General features: G+C 18.4%; 13 protein-coding genes. 11 read left to right on the top strand and 2 right to left on the bottom strand.

Going from position 1 to position 17374, the window contains the following annotated elements:
- Positions 1–35: 35 nt before the first annotated feature.
- Positions 36–1187: a tRNA CCA-pyrophosphorylase gene (locus tag C3B56_RS00765; RefSeq protein WP_126071528.1), complete on the top strand. Its 1152-nt coding sequence runs from the start codon at positions 36–38 to the stop codon at positions 1185–1187.
- A 10-nt stretch (positions 1188–1197) separates the two neighbouring features.
- Here C3B56_RS00765 and tsaD read toward each other — a convergent pair whose 3' ends face one another.
- Complete coding sequence (gene tsaD, locus C3B56_RS00760) at positions 1198–2220, bottom strand: tRNA (adenosine(37)-N6)-threonylcarbamoyltransferase complex transferase subunit TsaD (protein ID WP_126071527.1); 1023 nt, start codon at positions 2218–2220, stop codon at positions 1198–1200.
- Positions 2221–2340: 120 nt separating this feature from the next.
- On the opposite strand from tsaD, the gene dnaB reads away from it, so the two are divergent.
- The 7 genes from dnaB to dnaJ all read left to right on the top strand — a co-directional run bounded on the left by dnaB (position 2341) and on the right by dnaJ (position 12782).
- Positions 2341–3717 carry a replicative DNA helicase gene (dnaB, locus tag C3B56_RS00755; RefSeq protein ID WP_126071526.1) on the top strand — a complete coding sequence of 459 codons (1377 nt, stop codon included), beginning with the start codon at positions 2341–2343 and terminating at the stop codon, positions 3715–3717.
- A gap of 29 nt (positions 3718–3746) precedes the next feature.
- On the top strand, positions 3747–4346 hold the full coding sequence (locus C3B56_RS00750) for a YitT family protein (protein ID WP_126071525.1): 600 nt from the start codon (positions 3747–3749) through the stop codon (positions 4344–4346).
- Positions 4347–4401: 55 nt separating this feature from the next.
- Entirely contained in the window at positions 4402–6864 is a 2463-nt protein-coding gene (gene thrA, locus C3B56_RS00745; protein WP_126071524.1) for a bifunctional aspartate kinase/homoserine dehydrogenase I, read from the top strand.
- A 15-nt stretch (positions 6865–6879) separates the two neighbouring features.
- Positions 6880–7809, top strand: coding sequence for a homoserine kinase (thrB, locus tag C3B56_RS00740; protein WP_126071523.1), 930 nt, complete (start codon positions 6880–6882; stop codon positions 7807–7809).
- 3 nt (positions 7810–7812) lie between these two features.
- Positions 7813–9102, top strand: coding sequence for a threonine synthase (gene thrC / locus C3B56_RS00735; RefSeq protein WP_126071522.1), 1290 nt, complete (start codon positions 7813–7815; stop codon positions 9100–9102).
- A gap of 473 nt (positions 9103–9575) precedes the next feature.
- Positions 9576–11492: a molecular chaperone DnaK gene (dnaK, locus tag C3B56_RS00730; RefSeq protein WP_126071521.1), complete on the top strand. Its 1917-nt coding sequence runs from the start codon at positions 9576–9578 to the stop codon at positions 11490–11492.
- 117 nt (positions 11493–11609) lie between these two features.
- A complete protein-coding gene (dnaJ, locus tag C3B56_RS00725) occupies positions 11610–12782 on the top strand; it encodes a molecular chaperone DnaJ (protein WP_126071520.1) in 1173 nt (390 codons plus the stop codon).
- Between the two features lie 18 nt (positions 12783–12800).
- Here dnaJ and rpsT read toward each other — a convergent pair whose 3' ends face one another.
- Complete coding sequence (rpsT, locus tag C3B56_RS00720; protein WP_126071519.1) at positions 12801–13061, bottom strand: 30S ribosomal protein S20; 261 nt, start codon at positions 13059–13061, stop codon at positions 12801–12803.
- 170 nt (positions 13062–13231) lie between these two features.
- Here rpsT and ileS point away from each other — a divergent pair, with 170 nt between their 5' ends.
- From ileS to dapB, 3 genes are read left to right on the top strand one after another with little or no spacing between them, the layout of a single operon-like run.
- Positions 13232–16021 carry an isoleucine--tRNA ligase gene (gene ileS / locus C3B56_RS00715; RefSeq protein ID WP_126071518.1) on the top strand — a complete coding sequence of 930 codons (2790 nt, stop codon included), beginning with the start codon at positions 13232–13234 and terminating at the stop codon, positions 16019–16021.
- Positions 16014–16502, top strand: a complete 489-nt coding sequence (locus tag C3B56_RS00710) for a signal peptidase II (protein WP_126071517.1) — start codon at positions 16014–16016, stop codon at positions 16500–16502. The genes ileS and C3B56_RS00710 overlap by 8 nt, the downstream gene beginning before the upstream one ends.
- A gap of 57 nt (positions 16503–16559) precedes the next feature.
- The gene (dapB, locus tag C3B56_RS00705; protein ID WP_126071516.1) at positions 16560–17360 is read left to right on the top strand and encodes a 4-hydroxy-tetrahydrodipicolinate reductase; all 801 of its coding nucleotides are present in this window, start codon (positions 16560–16562) and stop codon (positions 17358–17360) included.
- Positions 17361–17374: the final 14 nt, after the last annotated feature.

Raw genomic sequence — 17374 nt, 5'->3', positions numbered from 1 at the left:
ATAATTATATTTATGTTAATAAATAAGGATAAATTTTGCATAAATATTTAGTTGGTGGAGCTGTAAGAGATTTTATTTTAAAAAGCAAAATTAGAGATAAAGATTGGGTTGTTTTAGGTTCAAATAAAAAAAAAATGTTTGAAAAAGGATTTTTACAAGTAGGAAAATTTTTTCCAGTTTTTATACATCCAATTAGTAAAGAAGAATACGCTTTAGCTAGAACAGATACTAAAATTGGAAAAAAACATACAGATTTTAAAACTAATTATAATTTAAACATTACTTTAATAAAAGATTTAAAAAGAAGAGATATTACAATAAATGCTATTGCAATGGATAAATATGGAAATTTTATAGATCCTTGTAAAGGTTTAGAAGATTTAAAAAATAAAATTATACAAAATATTTCAAGTTCATTTGAAGAAGACCCCTTAAGAATATTTAGAGTAGCTAGTTTTGCGGCAAGATTAAAACATTTAAATTTTTATGTTACTGATAAAACTATTTTTTTCATGAAAAAAATGATAAAAAGAGGAGATTTAAAATATATAAGTATAGAAAGAATTTGGAAAGAAACTGAAAAAGCTTTAAAATCACAAAACCCACATATTTATTTTTATATTTTATATAAATGTAAAGCTTTAAAAAAAATTTTCGTAGAATTTTATAATTCAATTAAAAAAAAAATTAAAAAAAATAAAAATAATGAAAAAAAAATAATTAATATTTTTAAAATTAATATAAATAAAATTTCTGATATTTCAATTATATTTGCACTTTTTTGTTTAAAATTTAATATAAAAAATATTAAATTAATTAAATCTTTAGGTCGTAGAATAAAAATACCTCTTAAAATAATAAATTTTGCTATTTTAGTATTTTTATACCAAAAATATATTGATAATATTAAATATAAATCTTCAAAATATGTAATAAATTTATTAAATAAAATAGATTGTTGGAAAAGACCTTATGTAATAAAAAAAATATCTTTAGTTAAATATTTACATACAAATAATAAAAATAAAAGAAAATTATCAGATAGTTTTTTTTTTTATAAATATTTTTATTTAGTTAAAAATATTGATATTAAAAATATTGTTAAAAAAAATTATGATAGTTTATCAATACGTATATCTTTAAATAATCAACGTATATTATATTTAAATAAATATAGAAATTATTAAAATAATTATTTTAATATTTTATATCAGATATTAACCATTTTGGATAAACATTTATTTCAAGATCAAAATTTGATGTTAAACTATTTTTAAAATGTAACATACCTGCATAAGCAATCATAGCACCATTATCAGTACATAAATTTTTACTAGGATAAAATATATTAATATTTTTTTTTTTAAATATTTTACTCATTTTAGATCTTAATTTATGATTAGCACTTACTCCTCCTGATATAATTAAATTTTTATGTTTAGTTAATTTTAAAGCTCTTTTAATTTTTATAATTAAAGTATCAACAATTGCATTTTCAAAAGCATAAGCGATATTAGCTTTAATTTGATAATTATTAATATTAATTTTAGAAATTTCATTTATAACAAATGTTTTTAAACCAGAAAAACTAAAATTAAGATCTTTATTATTTTTTGTCATTGGTCTTGGAAATTTTATATTTTTAGAATTATTTTTTTTAGCTAATTTTGATATTTTTTTACCACCAGGATATCCTAATCCTAAAATATTAGAAATTTTGTCAAATACTTCTCCAGCTGCATCATCTAAAGAATTACCTATTATTTTATAATTTCCTAAACTAATAGCATTAATTATTTGAGTATGTTTTCCAGAAACTAATAAAGCAGTGAATGGAAACAAAATTTTTTTATTTTCTAACATTGGAGTTAATAAATGTCCTTCCATATGATTAATTTTTTTTGTTGGAACATTCCAGGAAAAACCTAATGATTTACTTAATGTAGCTCCTATTAATAATGATCCTATTAAACCAGGTCCGGCTGTATAAGCAATACCACTTATTTCATGATATAATGTTTTAGATATTTTAAAAGTTTTTTTAATTAATGGTATTATATTTTTCATATGATTTCTAGATGCTAATTCTGGAACTATACCACCATATAAATTATGTATTTTATCTTGTTTACATATTTCATTAGCAATTATTCCTTTTGATTCATCATATATAGCAACACATGTGTCATCACATGATGTTTCTATTCCAAGAATTTTCATAATTTTAAATTAAAAAAATTATTTAAAATAATTATTTTAAATATAATTTATAAAATAAATATTATATATTTATTAATGTTTATTTATAAAAATATATAATAATTAATTTTTAGGGTATTTATGAATATTTATAAAAGTATTAATAAAAAAAATTTTTATAATTTTAAAAATAATAAATCTTATTTTTCATTAGAAGCTGAACAACTATTATTAGGTTTTTTAATAATAAATAATGAAAAATGGTATGAAATATCAAAAAATTTAGAATCAAAAGATTTTTTTAGTAAATCACATTGTCAAATTTTTTATGAAATGAAAAAATTATTTAAATTAGGAAAATCAATTGATTTAATTACTTTATCAGAATCTTTAGAAAAAAAAAATATTTTAGATAAAATTGGAGGTTTTTCATATCTTGCTGAATTATCTAAAAATGTCTCAATTGCCAAAAATATTAAAAATTATGTTAAAATAATATGTGAAAAATCTAAAATAAGAAAAATTATTAATTTAGCTTATGAAATAATTGAAAATATAAATCAAAAAAAAAAAATTAATTTTGATAAAATAATTGAATTTATTAATTTTAAAATTAATAAAATAAATAAAAATAAATCAAATAATAAAAATAATTTTAAAAATATAGAAAAAATTTTAGAAAAAACAATAAATAAAATAGAAAAATTATTTAAAAAATCAAATAATGGTATCACCGGTATAGATACTGGTTATCATGATTTAAATAAAAAAACATTAGGTTTACAAAAATCAGATTTAATAATACTTGCTTCAAGACCTTCTATGGGTAAAACTACTTTTGCAATGAATATATGTGAAAATGCAGCTATGTTATATAATAAACCAATTTTAATATTTAGTTTAGAAATGTCTAGTGAACAAATAACTATGAGAATGTTATCATCTTTATCTAGAGTTGATCAATTTAAAATTAAAACAGGTCAACTAAATGAAAATGATTGGAATCGTTTATATAATACAATATCTATTTTAATAAAAAAAAAAAATATTTATATAGATGATTCTTCTTCATTAACACCTAATGAAATAAGAATGAAAATAAAAAATATATATGATTTAAATAATGGACTAAGTTTAATTATGATTGATTATTTACAATTATTAAAGATACCATCTTTATCTCATAATAGAAACTTAGAAATTTCTGAAATTTCAAAATTTTTAAAATCTTTAGCTAAAGAATTTAAAGTTCCAATTATAGCCGTTTCTCAATTAAATAGATTATTAGAACAAAGGGCGGATAAAAGACCTATTAATTCGGATTTAAGAGAATCTGGTTCAATTGAACAAGATGCCGATTTAATAATATTTATATATAGAGATGAATTATATAATAATAATAAAAATAATAAGGGTATTGCTGAAATTATAATTGGAAAACAAAGAAATGGTCCTATCGGAAAAATTATATTAACTTTTAATAATTTATTTTCTCGTTTTGATAATTATATAAAATAAATATTATTATATTTTTAAATTTAAAATAAATAGGAGTTAATATTAAAATTAAAAAAATAATTAAAATAATAATTAAAAATTTATATATTATTTTTATAAATAGTATAATTATATCAATTGGTATTTCTTTAATTCATTCTTCTGGAACTTTAATAGGTAGTACTGCTGGGATATCATTTATTATAAGTTATTTATTTTCTATTTCTTTTGGTTATATATTTTTTTTAATAAATATTCCTTTTTATTTTTTTTCTATTTTTCAAATGGGTATTGAATTTACAATAAAAACTTTTATTTCTATAATTTTAGTATCAATTTTTACTAAAATAAATTCTTTATTTTTTTTATTAACTATTTTTAATAGTTTTTATACTACTTTTTTAGGTAATATTTTAATAGGTGTAGGATTAATATCTTTATTTAAAAATAATTCAAGTTTAGGAGGAATTAATATTATATCTTTATGTATAAAAAATAAATATAAAATAAAAGTAAGTAATATACAAATGATAGTTGATTTTTTAGTATTTTTAATATCATCTTTTTTTATATCTTTTCCTGCAATTTTATCTTCTATTTGTGGAGCTATAGTTTTAAATTTAATTTTGTTTATTAATTGTATTTTTTAGAATATCTACTATATATATTAATTAGTAATAAATTTTAATTATTAGGAGATATTAAATGAAAGTATTAAAATTTGGTGGTACTTCATTAGCTAATGCATATAAATTTTTAAGTGTAGCTAAAATAATTAAAAAAAATTCTAAAAAATATAAAATTTTTGTAGTTTTATCAGCACCATCAAAAATTACAAATTATTTAATTTCTATTATAAAAAAAAAAATTAAAAATAAATTTATTGATAATGATATATATTTAATAAAAAATTTTTTTTTTAATTTAATATTAAAATTAAAATATTTTTTAAATAAATTTAATGACATTAATGTATATAATTTATTACAATATAAATTTATAAAATTAAAAAAAATATTATATGGTGTTGGTTTATTTAAAAAATGTTCAAAAAAAATATATGCAAAAATTATTTGTTTAGGAGAAAAATTTTCTGTTATAATTATGAGTGAATTATTAAAATCATATAATTATAATATTTCTATTATAAATCCAGTTAAATGTTTAGTCGCTACAGGTAATATTTTAGAATCTGAAATAAATATTAATAAATCTCGTTTTTTAATTAAAAAACAAATAAATAATAATATATGTAAAGATAAAAAAAATATTACTCTTATGGCTGGTTTTACAGCTGGTAATATTAATGGTGATACAGTTGTTCTTGGAAGAAATGGTTCTGATTATTCTGCAGCAATTTTAGCATCTTGTTTAAAAGTTAATTGTTGTGAAATATGGACAGATGTAGATGGTATATATACTTGTGATCCTAAAAAAATAAATAATGCTATTCTTTTAAAGAATATATCTTATAAAGAAGCTATAGAATTATCATATTTTGGTGCTAAAATATTACATCCTCGTACTATTTTACCTTTATTAAAATTTAATATTCCTTGTTTAATTAAGAATACTAATAATTCTAATTCTAATGGAACTACTATAAATTCAAATATAAATAAAAAAAAATATTACGCTAAAGGAATTACATATTTAAAAAATATAGTTATGTTTAGTATTTATGGATCTAATTTATTTAATATTATAAATATTTTATCAAATATAATAAATGTTATTTTAAAAGAAAATATTTCTGTAAATTTAATTACACAATCTCGTTCTGAAAATAGTATTTCTTTTTGTGTACCTCAAAAAGAAATAAATAAAACTAAAAATTTATTATATAATAAATTTAATTTGGAATTTAAAAATAAAATTTTTAATTATGTTAAAATAATTAAAAATTTATCTATAATATCTTTAGTTGGTAGTAATATAAAAAAAAATATAAATATATTATCTCTATTTTTTTCTTCTTTATCAAAATCTAAAATAAAAATTATTTCTATATCCCAGGAATCATCTAGAAATATTATTTCAATAATAGTAAATAATTATAATTTAACTAATGCTGTTAAAATAATACATCAAAATATATTTTTTAAAGAAAAAAAAATAGAATTATTTATTATTGGAATAGGAGCTATAGGTAAAACTTTAATAAAACAAATTTGTAAACAACAATTTTTTTTAAATAATCAAAATATAAATTTAAAAATATATGGTATAGCAAATTCTAAATATTTTTTAACTAATAAAAATGGAATAAATTTAAATAATTGGAAATTATTATTTAATAAAAAAAAAAATAAATTTAATATTATTAATCTATTAAAATTTATAAAAAATAATAATTTTTGTTATCCTATAATAATAGATTGTACTTCAAGTAATTTAATATCTAACGAATATTTTAATTTTATATCAAACAATATAAATATTGTTACTGCAAATAAAAAAGCTAATACATCTTCATTATATTATTATTATAAAATAAAATATGCTACAATTAATTATAATTGTAAATTTTTATATGAAACAAATGTTGGTGCAGGGTTACCAATAATAGAAAATTTAAAAAACTTATTATGTTCAGGTGATAAAATAATAAATTTTTCAGGTATTTTATCAGGATCTTTATCTTTTATATTTGGAAAATTAGATAAAGGGGTATCTTTTTCGAAATCTATTAAAATGGCTTGTAAAATGGGATTCACTGAACCAGATCCTAGAGAGGATTTATCTGGAATGGATGTTGCTAGAAAATTATTAATTTTAGCTCGTGAAATTGGTTATACATTAGAATTAAAAGATATTAAAATAACACCTATAATACCTAATTTTTTTAAAAAATTTAATAATTTAAAAAAATTTATGAAAAATATACATTTATTAGATAATGGTTTTAAAAAAATTTATAATAAAATAAATAAAAAAAATAAAGTTTTAAGATTTGTGGGTATAATTAAATCTAATGGTAAATGTTTAGTTAAAATTAAAGCTATAAATAAATTTAATCCATTATATGAAATTAAAAATGGTGAAAATGCATTAGTTATATATAGTAAATATTATAATCCAATACCATTAGTAGTTCGTGGTTATGGAGCTGGAAATAATGTAACTGCTGCTGGTATATTTTCTGATTTGTTTCGTATTATATCATGAAGTTAAGGGTTTAAAATGGTAAAATTTTATGCACCAGCTTCAATTGGTAATGTAGGTGTAGGTTTTGATGTATTAGGTATTGCTATATATCCTATAGATGGAACTTTATTAGGTGATTGTGTGACAATTAAATCATCTAAAAATTTTAATTTAATTTATAAAGGAAAATTTGTTAATTATTTACCTAAAAATCCTAAAAAAAATATACTTTATCAATGTTGGAAATATTTATGTAAATTCTTAGGATATAATATACCTATTACTATAAAGTTAGAAAAAAATATTCCAATAAGTTCTGGTTTAGGTTCAAGTGCTTGTTCAATAGTTTCTGGTTTTGTAGCAATTAATAATTTTTTTGGATCACCAATAAATAAAAATATATTATTAAATTTAATGGGTAAATTAGAAGGTTATATATCAGGAAGTATTCATTATGATAATATTGCACCTTGTTATTTAGGTGGTTGTCAATTAATATTAAAAGAAGGAAAAATTATTAGTCAAAATATTCCTAATTTTAATCATTGGTTATGGGTAATGGCTTATCCTGGAACAAAATTATCTACATCTAAATCTAGATCTATATTACCATTATATTATTCTAAAAATGATTGTGTAAATCATAGTAAATATTTATCTGGATTTATTCATTCTTGTTATACTAAACAATCAAAATTAGCAATAAAATTAATGAAAGATATTATTGCTGAACCATATCGTAATCCATTATTACCTTTTTTTTCAAAAGTTCGTAAGAATATAAAAAAAATAGGTGCGTTAACTTGTGGTATATCTGGATCAGGTCCTACTATATTTGCTGTATGTGATAACATAAAAAAAGCTTATAATATTTCTAATTGGTTTAAAAAAAATTATCTTCAAAATAAAGAAGGTTTTGTACATATTTGTCGATTATCAAAAAAAGGAGTTTTTAAATTAAATTAAAATATGGAATTATATAATTTAAAAAATAAATTAGAAAAAGTTAGTTTTTTAGAAGCAACTAAATTAGGTTTAGGTAATAAACAAGGATTGTTTTTTCCATTAAAGTTGCCTTATTTTAATAAAAAAGAAATTATTAATTTATTATCAATGGATTTTATTTCAAGAAGTGTTTTTATTTTAGATAAAATTATAGGAAACGAAATTCCTTATTCAAAATTATTTTCTATAGTCAAAAAATCTTTTTATTTTCCAATACCTTTAGTAAAAGTAACTAAAAATATATTTTGTTTAGAATTATTTCATGGTCCTACATTATCTTTTAAAGATTTTGGTGCTAGATTTATGTCAAATATTATTTCTTATATTAATAAAACAGAAAATAAAAATATTACTATTCTTACAGCTACATCAGGAGATACAGGTGCTGCTGTTGCTCATTCTTTTTATGGTATAAATAATATAAAAGTTGTAATTTTATATCCTAAAAAAAATATAAGTTATATACAAAAAAAAATATTTTGTAATTTGGGTAAAAATATAACTACTATTGCTGTAAACGGAAATTTTGATATGTGTCAAAAATTAGTAAAAAAATCTTTTGATGATTTTCTTTTAAAAAAAAAATTAAATTTAAATTCTGCTAATTCAATAAATATTAGTAGATTAATTGCACAAGTTTGTTATTATTTTGAAGCTTTTGCAAAATTTAAAAAATATGGTTATAATAATTTAATAGTATCTGTTCCAAGTGGTAATTTTGGTAATCTAACTGCTGGTTTAATATCTAAATCAATTGGTTTGAATATTAAAAATTTTATTGTAGCTACGAATTCAAATGATACTGTACCACGTTTTTTAAATAGTAATATTTGGTTACCTAAAAAAACTATTAATACATTATCAAATGCTATGGATATTAATAATCCTAGTAATTGGCCTAGAATAATTGAATTATTTAAAATAAATAATTGGGATTTAAATAATCTATATTATGGATCGGTTTCAGATAATTTAACTAAAAAATCATTAATAGAATTATATAATTTAAATTATATTTCTGAACCACATGCAGCAGTTGCATATAATGTTTTAAAAAAATTTATAAAAAATACAGATTTTGGAATATTTTTAGGAACAGCTCATCCTATTAAATTTAAGGAAAGTTTAAAACTGATTATAAAAAATGATATTTTAATTCCAAATATTTTAAAAAATACAAATAATTTATCCATATCTTCTTATAATATGGATTATGATTTTAATTTATTAAAAAATTTTTTATTAACTTTATAATAATAAAATAAATAAGGTAAAATATTATGATAAAAATTATTTTATTAGTAGTTTTAATAATATTAATTTATACTATAATTAAAAAATATATTTAATTATTTTTTTATAATTTAAAGTAAATGAATAAAATTATGGTAAAAATTTAATATTTAAAAATATTTTTTTTAAAAAAAATAAAATTATAAAATTTTTTATATTATTTAATATTTAAAATATTTATTAATAAAGCATAAAATTATATTTTAATATTTTATAAAAATGTAATATATTAATATTTATTATAAAAATAAATATTATTTTTTTTTAAAAAAAATAAATTGAAATATAATAAATTAAAAATTATATTTTATAATAAAATAATTTTACATAAATTATATTTTATTAAAAATATTAATTTAAATTAATTTATTATATAAATTAAAATTTATAAATTTAAAAATTATTTAAATATTAAATTTATATGGAGATAATAAATGAGTAAAATTATTGGAATAGATTTAGGAACTACTAATTCTTGTGTAGCTATTATGGATGGAGTTAGAGCAAGAGTTTTAGAAAACGCTGAAGGAGAACGTACAACACCGTCAATAATTGCATATACTAAAAGTGGAGAAATTTTAGTTGGTCAACCTGCTAAAAGACAAGCTATTACTAATCCTAAAAATACTCTATTTGCTATTAAAAGACTTATTGGTCGTAGATTTAAAGATAAAGAAGTACAACGAGATATTAAAATAATGCCTTATAAAATTTTAAAAGCTAATAATGGAGATGCTTGGTTAGAAATAAAAAATAAAAAAATAGCTCCACCACAAATTTCTGCAGAAATTTTAAATAAAATGAAAAAAACAGCAGAAGATTATTTAGGAGAATCAATAAAATCAGCTGTTATTACGGTTCCTGCTTATTTTAATGATGCACAACGTCAAGCTACAAAAGATGCAGGACGTATTGCTGGATTAAATGTAAAAAGAATAATTAATGAACCAACAGCAGCTGCTTTAGCTTATGGTTTAGATAAAAATAAAGGAAATAGTACTATTGCTGTTTATGATTTAGGTGGTGGTACTTTTGATATATCAATTATTGAAATTGATGATGTTGATGGAGAAAAAACTTTTGAAGTATTATCAACTAATGGAGATACACATTTAGGTGGAGAAGATTTTGATAGTCGTATAATAAAATATTTAGTTTCTGAATTTAAAATAGAACAAGGAATTGATTTACATAATGACCCTTTAGCTATGCAAAGACTTAAAGAAGCATCAGAAAAAGCTAAAATAGAACTTTCATCAGCACAACATACTGAAGTTAATTTACCTTATATTACTGCTGATGCATCTGGTCCAAAACATATGAATATAAAAGTATCACGTGCTAAATTAGAATCATTAGTAGAAGATTTAGTTTTAAAATCTATAAATCCACTCAAAAAAGCTTTAAGTGACGCTAAATTAGAAAGAAGTGATATTAATGATATAATTTTAGTAGGTGGACAAACAAGAATGCCTATGGTTCAAAATAAAGTTAAAGATTTTTTTGGAAAAGAACCAAGAAAAGATATAAATCCAGATGAAGCAGTTGCTGTAGGTGCTGCTATTCAAGGTGGTGTTCTCGCTGGTGATGTAAAAGATGTATTATTATTAGATGTTACTCCATTATCTTTAGGTATTGAAACTATGGGTGGTGTTATGACATGTTTAATAAATAAAAATACAACTGTTCCTACAAAACATAGTCAAGTTTTTTCTACTGCTGAAGATAATCAATCTGCAGTTACTATACATGTATTACAAGGGGAAAGAAAAAAAGCTTCTGAAAATAAATCTTTAGGTCAATTTAATTTAGATGGTATTCAACCAGCTCCTAGAGGAATTCCTCAAATAGAAGTTACTTTTGATATTGATGCTGATGGTATTTTACATGTTTCAGCCAAAGATAAGAGAACTAATAAGGAACAAAAAATAAAAATAAAAGCTTCTTCTGGATTAAATGAAAATGAAATCAAAAAAATGGTTAAAGATGCTGAAATGAATGCAGAAGAAGATCATAAATTTGAAGAATTAGTACAAATTAAAAATAGAGGTGATCAATTAATTCATAATACTTCTAAAAAATTAAATGAAGTTGGTAATAAAATTAAAATAGAAGATAAAGAATCTATAAATTTAGCTATTAATAATTTAAATTTAGCTATGAGAAATGAAGGAAAAACTGCAATAGAAAATAGAATACAAAAATTGTTAACATTATCTAATAAATTAACAGAAATTGATATAAATGATCCTAAAGATGATATAAAAAAAAATGAAAAAAATAAATCTGATGAAAATGTAGAAGAAGCTGAATTTGAAGAAGTTAAAGATAATGAAAATAAAAAAAAATAATTTAAATTAAATAATTTTATAAAAAATAAATTTATTTAAATATATATATAAGTAGAGTTTTTTTATCTACTTATATATAAAAAATAATATAAAAATAATTTTAAAAGGAAATTATTTATGAAAAGAGATTATTATAGAATATTAGGAATTTCAAAAAGCTCAAATGAAAGAGCAATTAAAAAAGCTTATAAACGTTTAGCAATGAAATATCATCCAGATAAAAATCCTAATGATAAAAGTTCTGAAAATAAATTTAAAGAAATTAAAGAAGCATATGAAACTTTAATTGATAAAAATAAACGTGCATATTATGATCAATATGGTCATTATACTGCAAATAATAAAACTAATAGTGGGTTTGGTGGTTTTTCTAGTAAATTTAATAATTCATCATCTGATTTTGGAGATATATTTGGAGATATATTTGGAGATATGTTTGGTGGTAATAAAAGAAGAAAAAGAAAAAGTAAAGAAAATTTAACTTTTAATATAGATTTAACTTTAGAAGAATCTGTATGTGGTACTGTTAAAAAAGTTAATATTCCTATGTTAAAAAAATGTAATTATTGTAATGGTAGTGGATCTAAACCAGGTTTTAAATTAGAATGTTGTATTACATGTAATGGAAAAGGACAAGTTCATATGAGACAAGGTTTTTTTACTGTTCAACAAACTTGTCAAACATGTAATGGTAAAGGTAGTTTTATAAGACATTTATGTAAAAATTGTAATGGTCAAGGAAGAAAAGAAATATTAAAATCTTTATCAATTAAAGTTCCTTCCGGGGTTAACACTAATGATAGAATAAAATTAAATGGTGAAGGACCAGATAATAGCGTTGGTATAACTGGTGATTTATATGTTAGAATTATTGTCAAAAAACATGATATGTTTGAAAGAAAAGGAAATAATTTACATTGTAAAATACCTATTGGAATTGTTACTGCATCTTTAGGAGGAAATATAGAAATACCTACTATTAATGGTAGAATTAAATTTAAAATACCTCCAGAAACTCAAACTAATAAATTATTTTGCATTAAAGGTAAAGGAGTTAAACCATTTCAACACAATAAATGCGGAGATTTATTATGTAAAATAATTGTTAAAACTCCTACTAATTTAAATGAAAGACAAAAAAAACTTCTTAAAAAATTTGATTTTGATTTAGATTATGAGGAAAAGATAAAAGAAAGTAAAAAAAGTGTAGCTAGTAGAATTTTGCAACGTTCAATTAATTTATTTAATAATATGAAAAAGTTTTTTGAAGATATAATAAATAGATATTAAATTTTATATAAATTTTATTTACATTTTAAAAATTTTTTTTATTAAACGTGATTTACATCTAGAAGATTTATTTTTATGTATAATACCATAAGTAGAATATCTATCTATAATTGGTTGTAAATAAAAAAAATGTTTTAATGATTCTTTTTTATTATTAACAGAAATAAAATTTTTTATTTTTCTAATAATATTTTTTATTTTAGATTTACATTTTTTATTATAAATTTTTCTTTTTATATTGGTTATTATTCTTTTTTTTGAAGATTTAATATTAGCCATTTATATAAACCTTATTAATATTTTTATTTTATTATATTTTGTATATATTATTTTTTTTAAAAAATTATATGTATAAAATATAATAAAAAAATAAATTATATTTATTTTTTTATTTTATATTTATTTAAAAAATTATTATCAATAAATATAAATATTATTTTAAAAAAATTATGATTAATTATAAAAATACTTTAAATTTACCTAAAACTTCTTTTCCTATGCGTGGTAATTTATCTAAAAAAGAACCAGAAATATTACAATATTGGTATGATAATAATTTATATAAAATTATAAGAAAAAATAAAATAAATAAAAAAAAATTTATATTACATGATGGTCCACCTTATGCTAACGGTAAAATCCATATGGGGCATGTAATTAATAAAATTTTAAAAGATATAATTATTAAATTTAAAGGATTAGATGGTTTTGATGCTCCTTATATACCTGGTTGGGATTGTCATGGTTTACCTATAGAACAACAAATTGAAAAAATTTTTGATAAATCTAAAAATATTTCTAATATTAAATTTCAAAATGTTTGTCGTAAATATGCAAAAAAACAAATTAAACAACAAAAAAATGATTTTATTCGTTTAGGTATATTAGGAGATTGGGATAATTATTATTGTACTATGAATTCTTATGTAGAAGCTAATACAATTAGAATATTGGGTAATATAATTAAAAAAAATAGTATTTATCAGGGAATAAAACCAGTTTATTGGTGTTTAAATTGTAATTCAACTTTAGCAGAATCTGAAATTGAATATATAGACAAAATATCTACTTCTGTATACGTTTTGTTTAAACTTTTAAAAATAAAAAAAAATAAAATTTTATTTAATATAAATAAAAAAAATAATTATATATATGCAGTTATTTGGACTACAAATCCATGGACGTTATTAGCTAATAGCGCAATTTCAGTTAATCCAAAATATTTATATAATTTAATAAAATTTAATAATAATTGTTATATTATAGCAAAAGAATTATTATTAAATTTTATTAAAAAAATGGAAATTAAAAAATATAAAATAATTGGTGAAATAGAAGGTAAAAAATTAGAATATTTATTATTCCAAAATCCAATAATTAATATTAAAGTACCAATAGTATTAAATAATAACATTGATTTAAAATCAGGTACAGGTATTGTCCATATAGCTCCAGGACATGGACCAGAAGATTATATTATAGGGAATAATTATAATTTAAAAATAAAAAGCATATTAAATAATTATGGATATTATGAATTTAATAATAATAAAAAATTAAATGGAATGTATATCTTAGAAATTAATAATTATGTTATTAATTTTTTAAAAATTAAAAAATTAATAATAAAAAAAGAAAATTATAAACACAGTTATCCTCATTGTTGGAGACATAAAACACCAATTATTTTTAGAACTACCAATCAATGGTTTATTAAAATTAAAAAAAATAAAAAAATAAAAAATATAATTAAAAAAATTAATAAAGTTAATTGGATTCCAGAATGGGGTAAAAAAAATATAAAAAAAATGATATCTGAAAGACCGGATTGGTGTATTTCACGTCAAAGAAAATGGGGGATTCCTATTACTTTATTTTTAAATAAAAAAACAAAAAAATTACACCCAAAAACATTAACTTTAATTGAAAAAATATCAAAATTAATAGAAATTCATGGTATTAAAATATGGTGGTATTTAAATAAAAAAATATTATTAGGTAAAAGTTATAAAAAATATATAAAAATAAAAGATACATTAGATGTATGGTTTGATTCAGGATGTACACATTTAACAGTTATTAAAAATAAATTTAATTATAGTAATATTATTGATATGTATTTAGAAGGAATAGATCAATATAGAGGTTGGTTTATGTCATCATTAATTATATCTTTTATTATAAAAAAAAAATCTCCTTATCGTAATGTTTTATCTCATGGTTTTGTTGTAGATAAAAAAGGAGAAAAAATGTCTAAATCTATTGGAAATATTATTAATTATAAATTTTTAATAAAAAAATTTGGAGTAGATATAATAAGATTATGGATATCTTCTGTTGATTATACAAAAAATATAAATATTTCTCAAGAAAATTTAAATAATACAGTAGATATATATCGTAAAATAAGAAATACAATAAGATTTTTATTATCTAATTTATATGATTTTAAATTGAAAAATATTATTAATTATAAAAATATGTTGCATATAGACCGTTGGGCAGTAAGTTATACAAAGAAAATACAAAAATCAATTATTAAAAATTATAAATTATATAATTTTAGTTCAGTTATTAAACATATTATGAATTTTTGTTCAATAAAAATGAGTTCTTTTTATTTAGATATTATTAAAGATCGACAATATACTATTAATAAAAATAACATAGCAAGATTAAGTTGTCAAACTGCATTATATTATATTATAGAATCATTAGTTAGATGGATTACTCCTATAATGTCATTTACAGCTCATGAAGTATGGAATTATATACCAGGTAAAAGATCTAAATATATATTTACTGAAGAATGGTTTGAAAATAATAAATTTGAATTAAATAATAAAGAATTTTTAAATAATAAATATTGGAATAAAATTATAAAAATTAGAAATAAAGTTAATAAATGTATAGAAAAAATTCGTGATAAAAATAATATTAAAAATTCATTGGAATTAGATTTAAAAATATATACAAATAAAAAAAATTTAAATTTTTTAAAAATTTTAGGAAAAGAATTAAAATTTATTTTTTTAACTTCAGACGCAAATGTTTTTTATAAAAAAAATATTACAGAAAAAGAAGAAATTAAAATAATTTTAACAAAATTTAAAGGAATAAAATGTTTAAGATGTTGGCATTATTTTAAAAAAAATAATAAAAATTTTAAATACTATAATTTATGTAATAGATGTATTACAAATGTTTATGGAGAAGGTGAAATAAGAAAATTTGTTTAATTTTAAAAAAAATAAAATATTAATATTAATATTTTTTATTATAATTTCGATATTTAATTTAGATTTTTATTCTAAAAATATTATTAGATATTATTTAAATAATAATTATATATATATAAATAATTATATAAATATATGTTTTATTAAAAATTATGGTATTATTTTTGGAATTTTAAATTATAATAATTTTTATGAAAAATATTTTTTAATTATTATATCATTTTTTATATTATTAAAATTAATTAATTTAATTTATTTTTATGTATTAAATTCAAATTTAATATTTATTATATTATATTCTTTTATAATTGGTGGTTTTTTAGGAAATGAATTTGATCGTTTTTATTATAATTATGTATTAGATTTTATTGATTTTCATATAAATAATATACATATATTAGTTTTTAATATATCAGATTATTTTATAATTTTAAGTTATATATTTATATTTTATTTAAAAAATATAAATTATAGTATTTAAAAAAAATATTTTTTTATATTAATTTAAATAATTATTTTTTAATTAAAGGTTTATAAAATGTCTTCCAAAATTAAAATAGCTATTTCTGGTGCTTATGGTAAAATGGGAAAATCTATTATAAATACTATTTATAAAATAAAAAATGTAAAACTAACTGCACTTTTAATTAATAAAAATAAAATAATACCTAATAATATTGATAAAAAAAAAATTAAAAATGTAAAAATAAGTAATAATTTTAATGATATATATAATATATTTGATATATTAATAGATTTTACTTGTCCTAAAAGTACTATTGAATATTTATATTTATGTCATAAATATAATAAAAAAATAATAATTGGTACAACTGGTTTTAACAATTCAGAAAAAGAAAAAATAAAAAAGTTTTCTAATAAAATAGCAATTTTATTATCTTCAAATTTTAGTATTGGAATTAATTTAATATTAAATATTTTAGAAAAAATAACTAAATCTATAGGAAATGATAATGATATTGAAATTATAGAATATCATCATCGTAATAAAAAAGATGCTCCTTCTGGAACAGCTTTAACTATAGGTAAAACAATTGCTAAAAGTATGAAATTAAAATTAAATGAATGTGCAATATATGATAAAAATATAAATAGAAATAAAATAAAAAATAGTATAGGTTTTTCTGTTATAAGAGCTGGAGATATTATAGGAGATCATACAATAATATTTGCAAATAAAGGAGAACGTATAGAAATAACCCATAAAGCTTCTAATAGAATTACTTTTGCAAAAGGAGCTATAAAAGCTTCAATATGGTTATATAAAAAAAAAAGAGGTTTATTTTCTATGAAAGATGTTTTAAAATTTAAAAATTAATTTTTTTTTATTTT

Source organism: Candidatus Annandia adelgestsuga, from assembly GCF_003956045.1.
In the GTDB taxonomy this organism is placed as follows: Bacteria; Pseudomonadota; Gammaproteobacteria; order Enterobacterales; family Enterobacteriaceae_A; genus Annandia; species Annandia adelgestsuga.
The sequence above is the reverse complement of the archived record's forward strand: the minus strand, read 5'-3'. Positions and strand labels throughout refer to the sequence as shown.

Excerpts from the sequence above, each read along its gene's own strand:
- tsaD (WP_126071527.1), bottom strand. The coding sequence starts at position 2,220 with ATGAAAATTCTTGGAATAGAAACATCATGTGATGACACATGTGTTGCT.
- dnaB (WP_126071526.1), top strand. The coding sequence starts at position 2,341 with ATGAATATTTATAAAAGTATTAATAAAAAAAATTTTTATAATTTTAAA.
- thrA (WP_126071524.1), top strand. The coding sequence starts at position 4,402 with ATGAAAGTATTAAAATTTGGTGGTACTTCATTAGCTAATGCATATAAA.
- thrB (WP_126071523.1), top strand. The coding sequence starts at position 6,880 with ATGGTAAAATTTTATGCACCAGCTTCAATTGGTAATGTAGGTGTAGGT.
- thrC (WP_126071522.1), top strand. The coding sequence starts at position 7,813 with ATGGAATTATATAATTTAAAAAATAAATTAGAAAAAGTTAGTTTTTTA.
- dnaK (WP_126071521.1), top strand. The coding sequence starts at position 9,576 with ATGAGTAAAATTATTGGAATAGATTTAGGAACTACTAATTCTTGTGTA.
- dnaJ (WP_126071520.1), top strand. The coding sequence starts at position 11,610 with ATGAAAAGAGATTATTATAGAATATTAGGAATTTCAAAAAGCTCAAAT.
- rpsT (WP_126071519.1), bottom strand. The coding sequence starts at position 13,061 with ATGGCTAATATTAAATCTTCAAAAAAAAGAATAATAACCAATATAAAA.
- ileS (WP_126071518.1), top strand. The coding sequence starts at position 13,232 with ATGATTAATTATAAAAATACTTTAAATTTACCTAAAACTTCTTTTCCT.
- dapB (WP_126071516.1), top strand. The coding sequence starts at position 16,560 with ATGTCTTCCAAAATTAAAATAGCTATTTCTGGTGCTTATGGTAAAATG.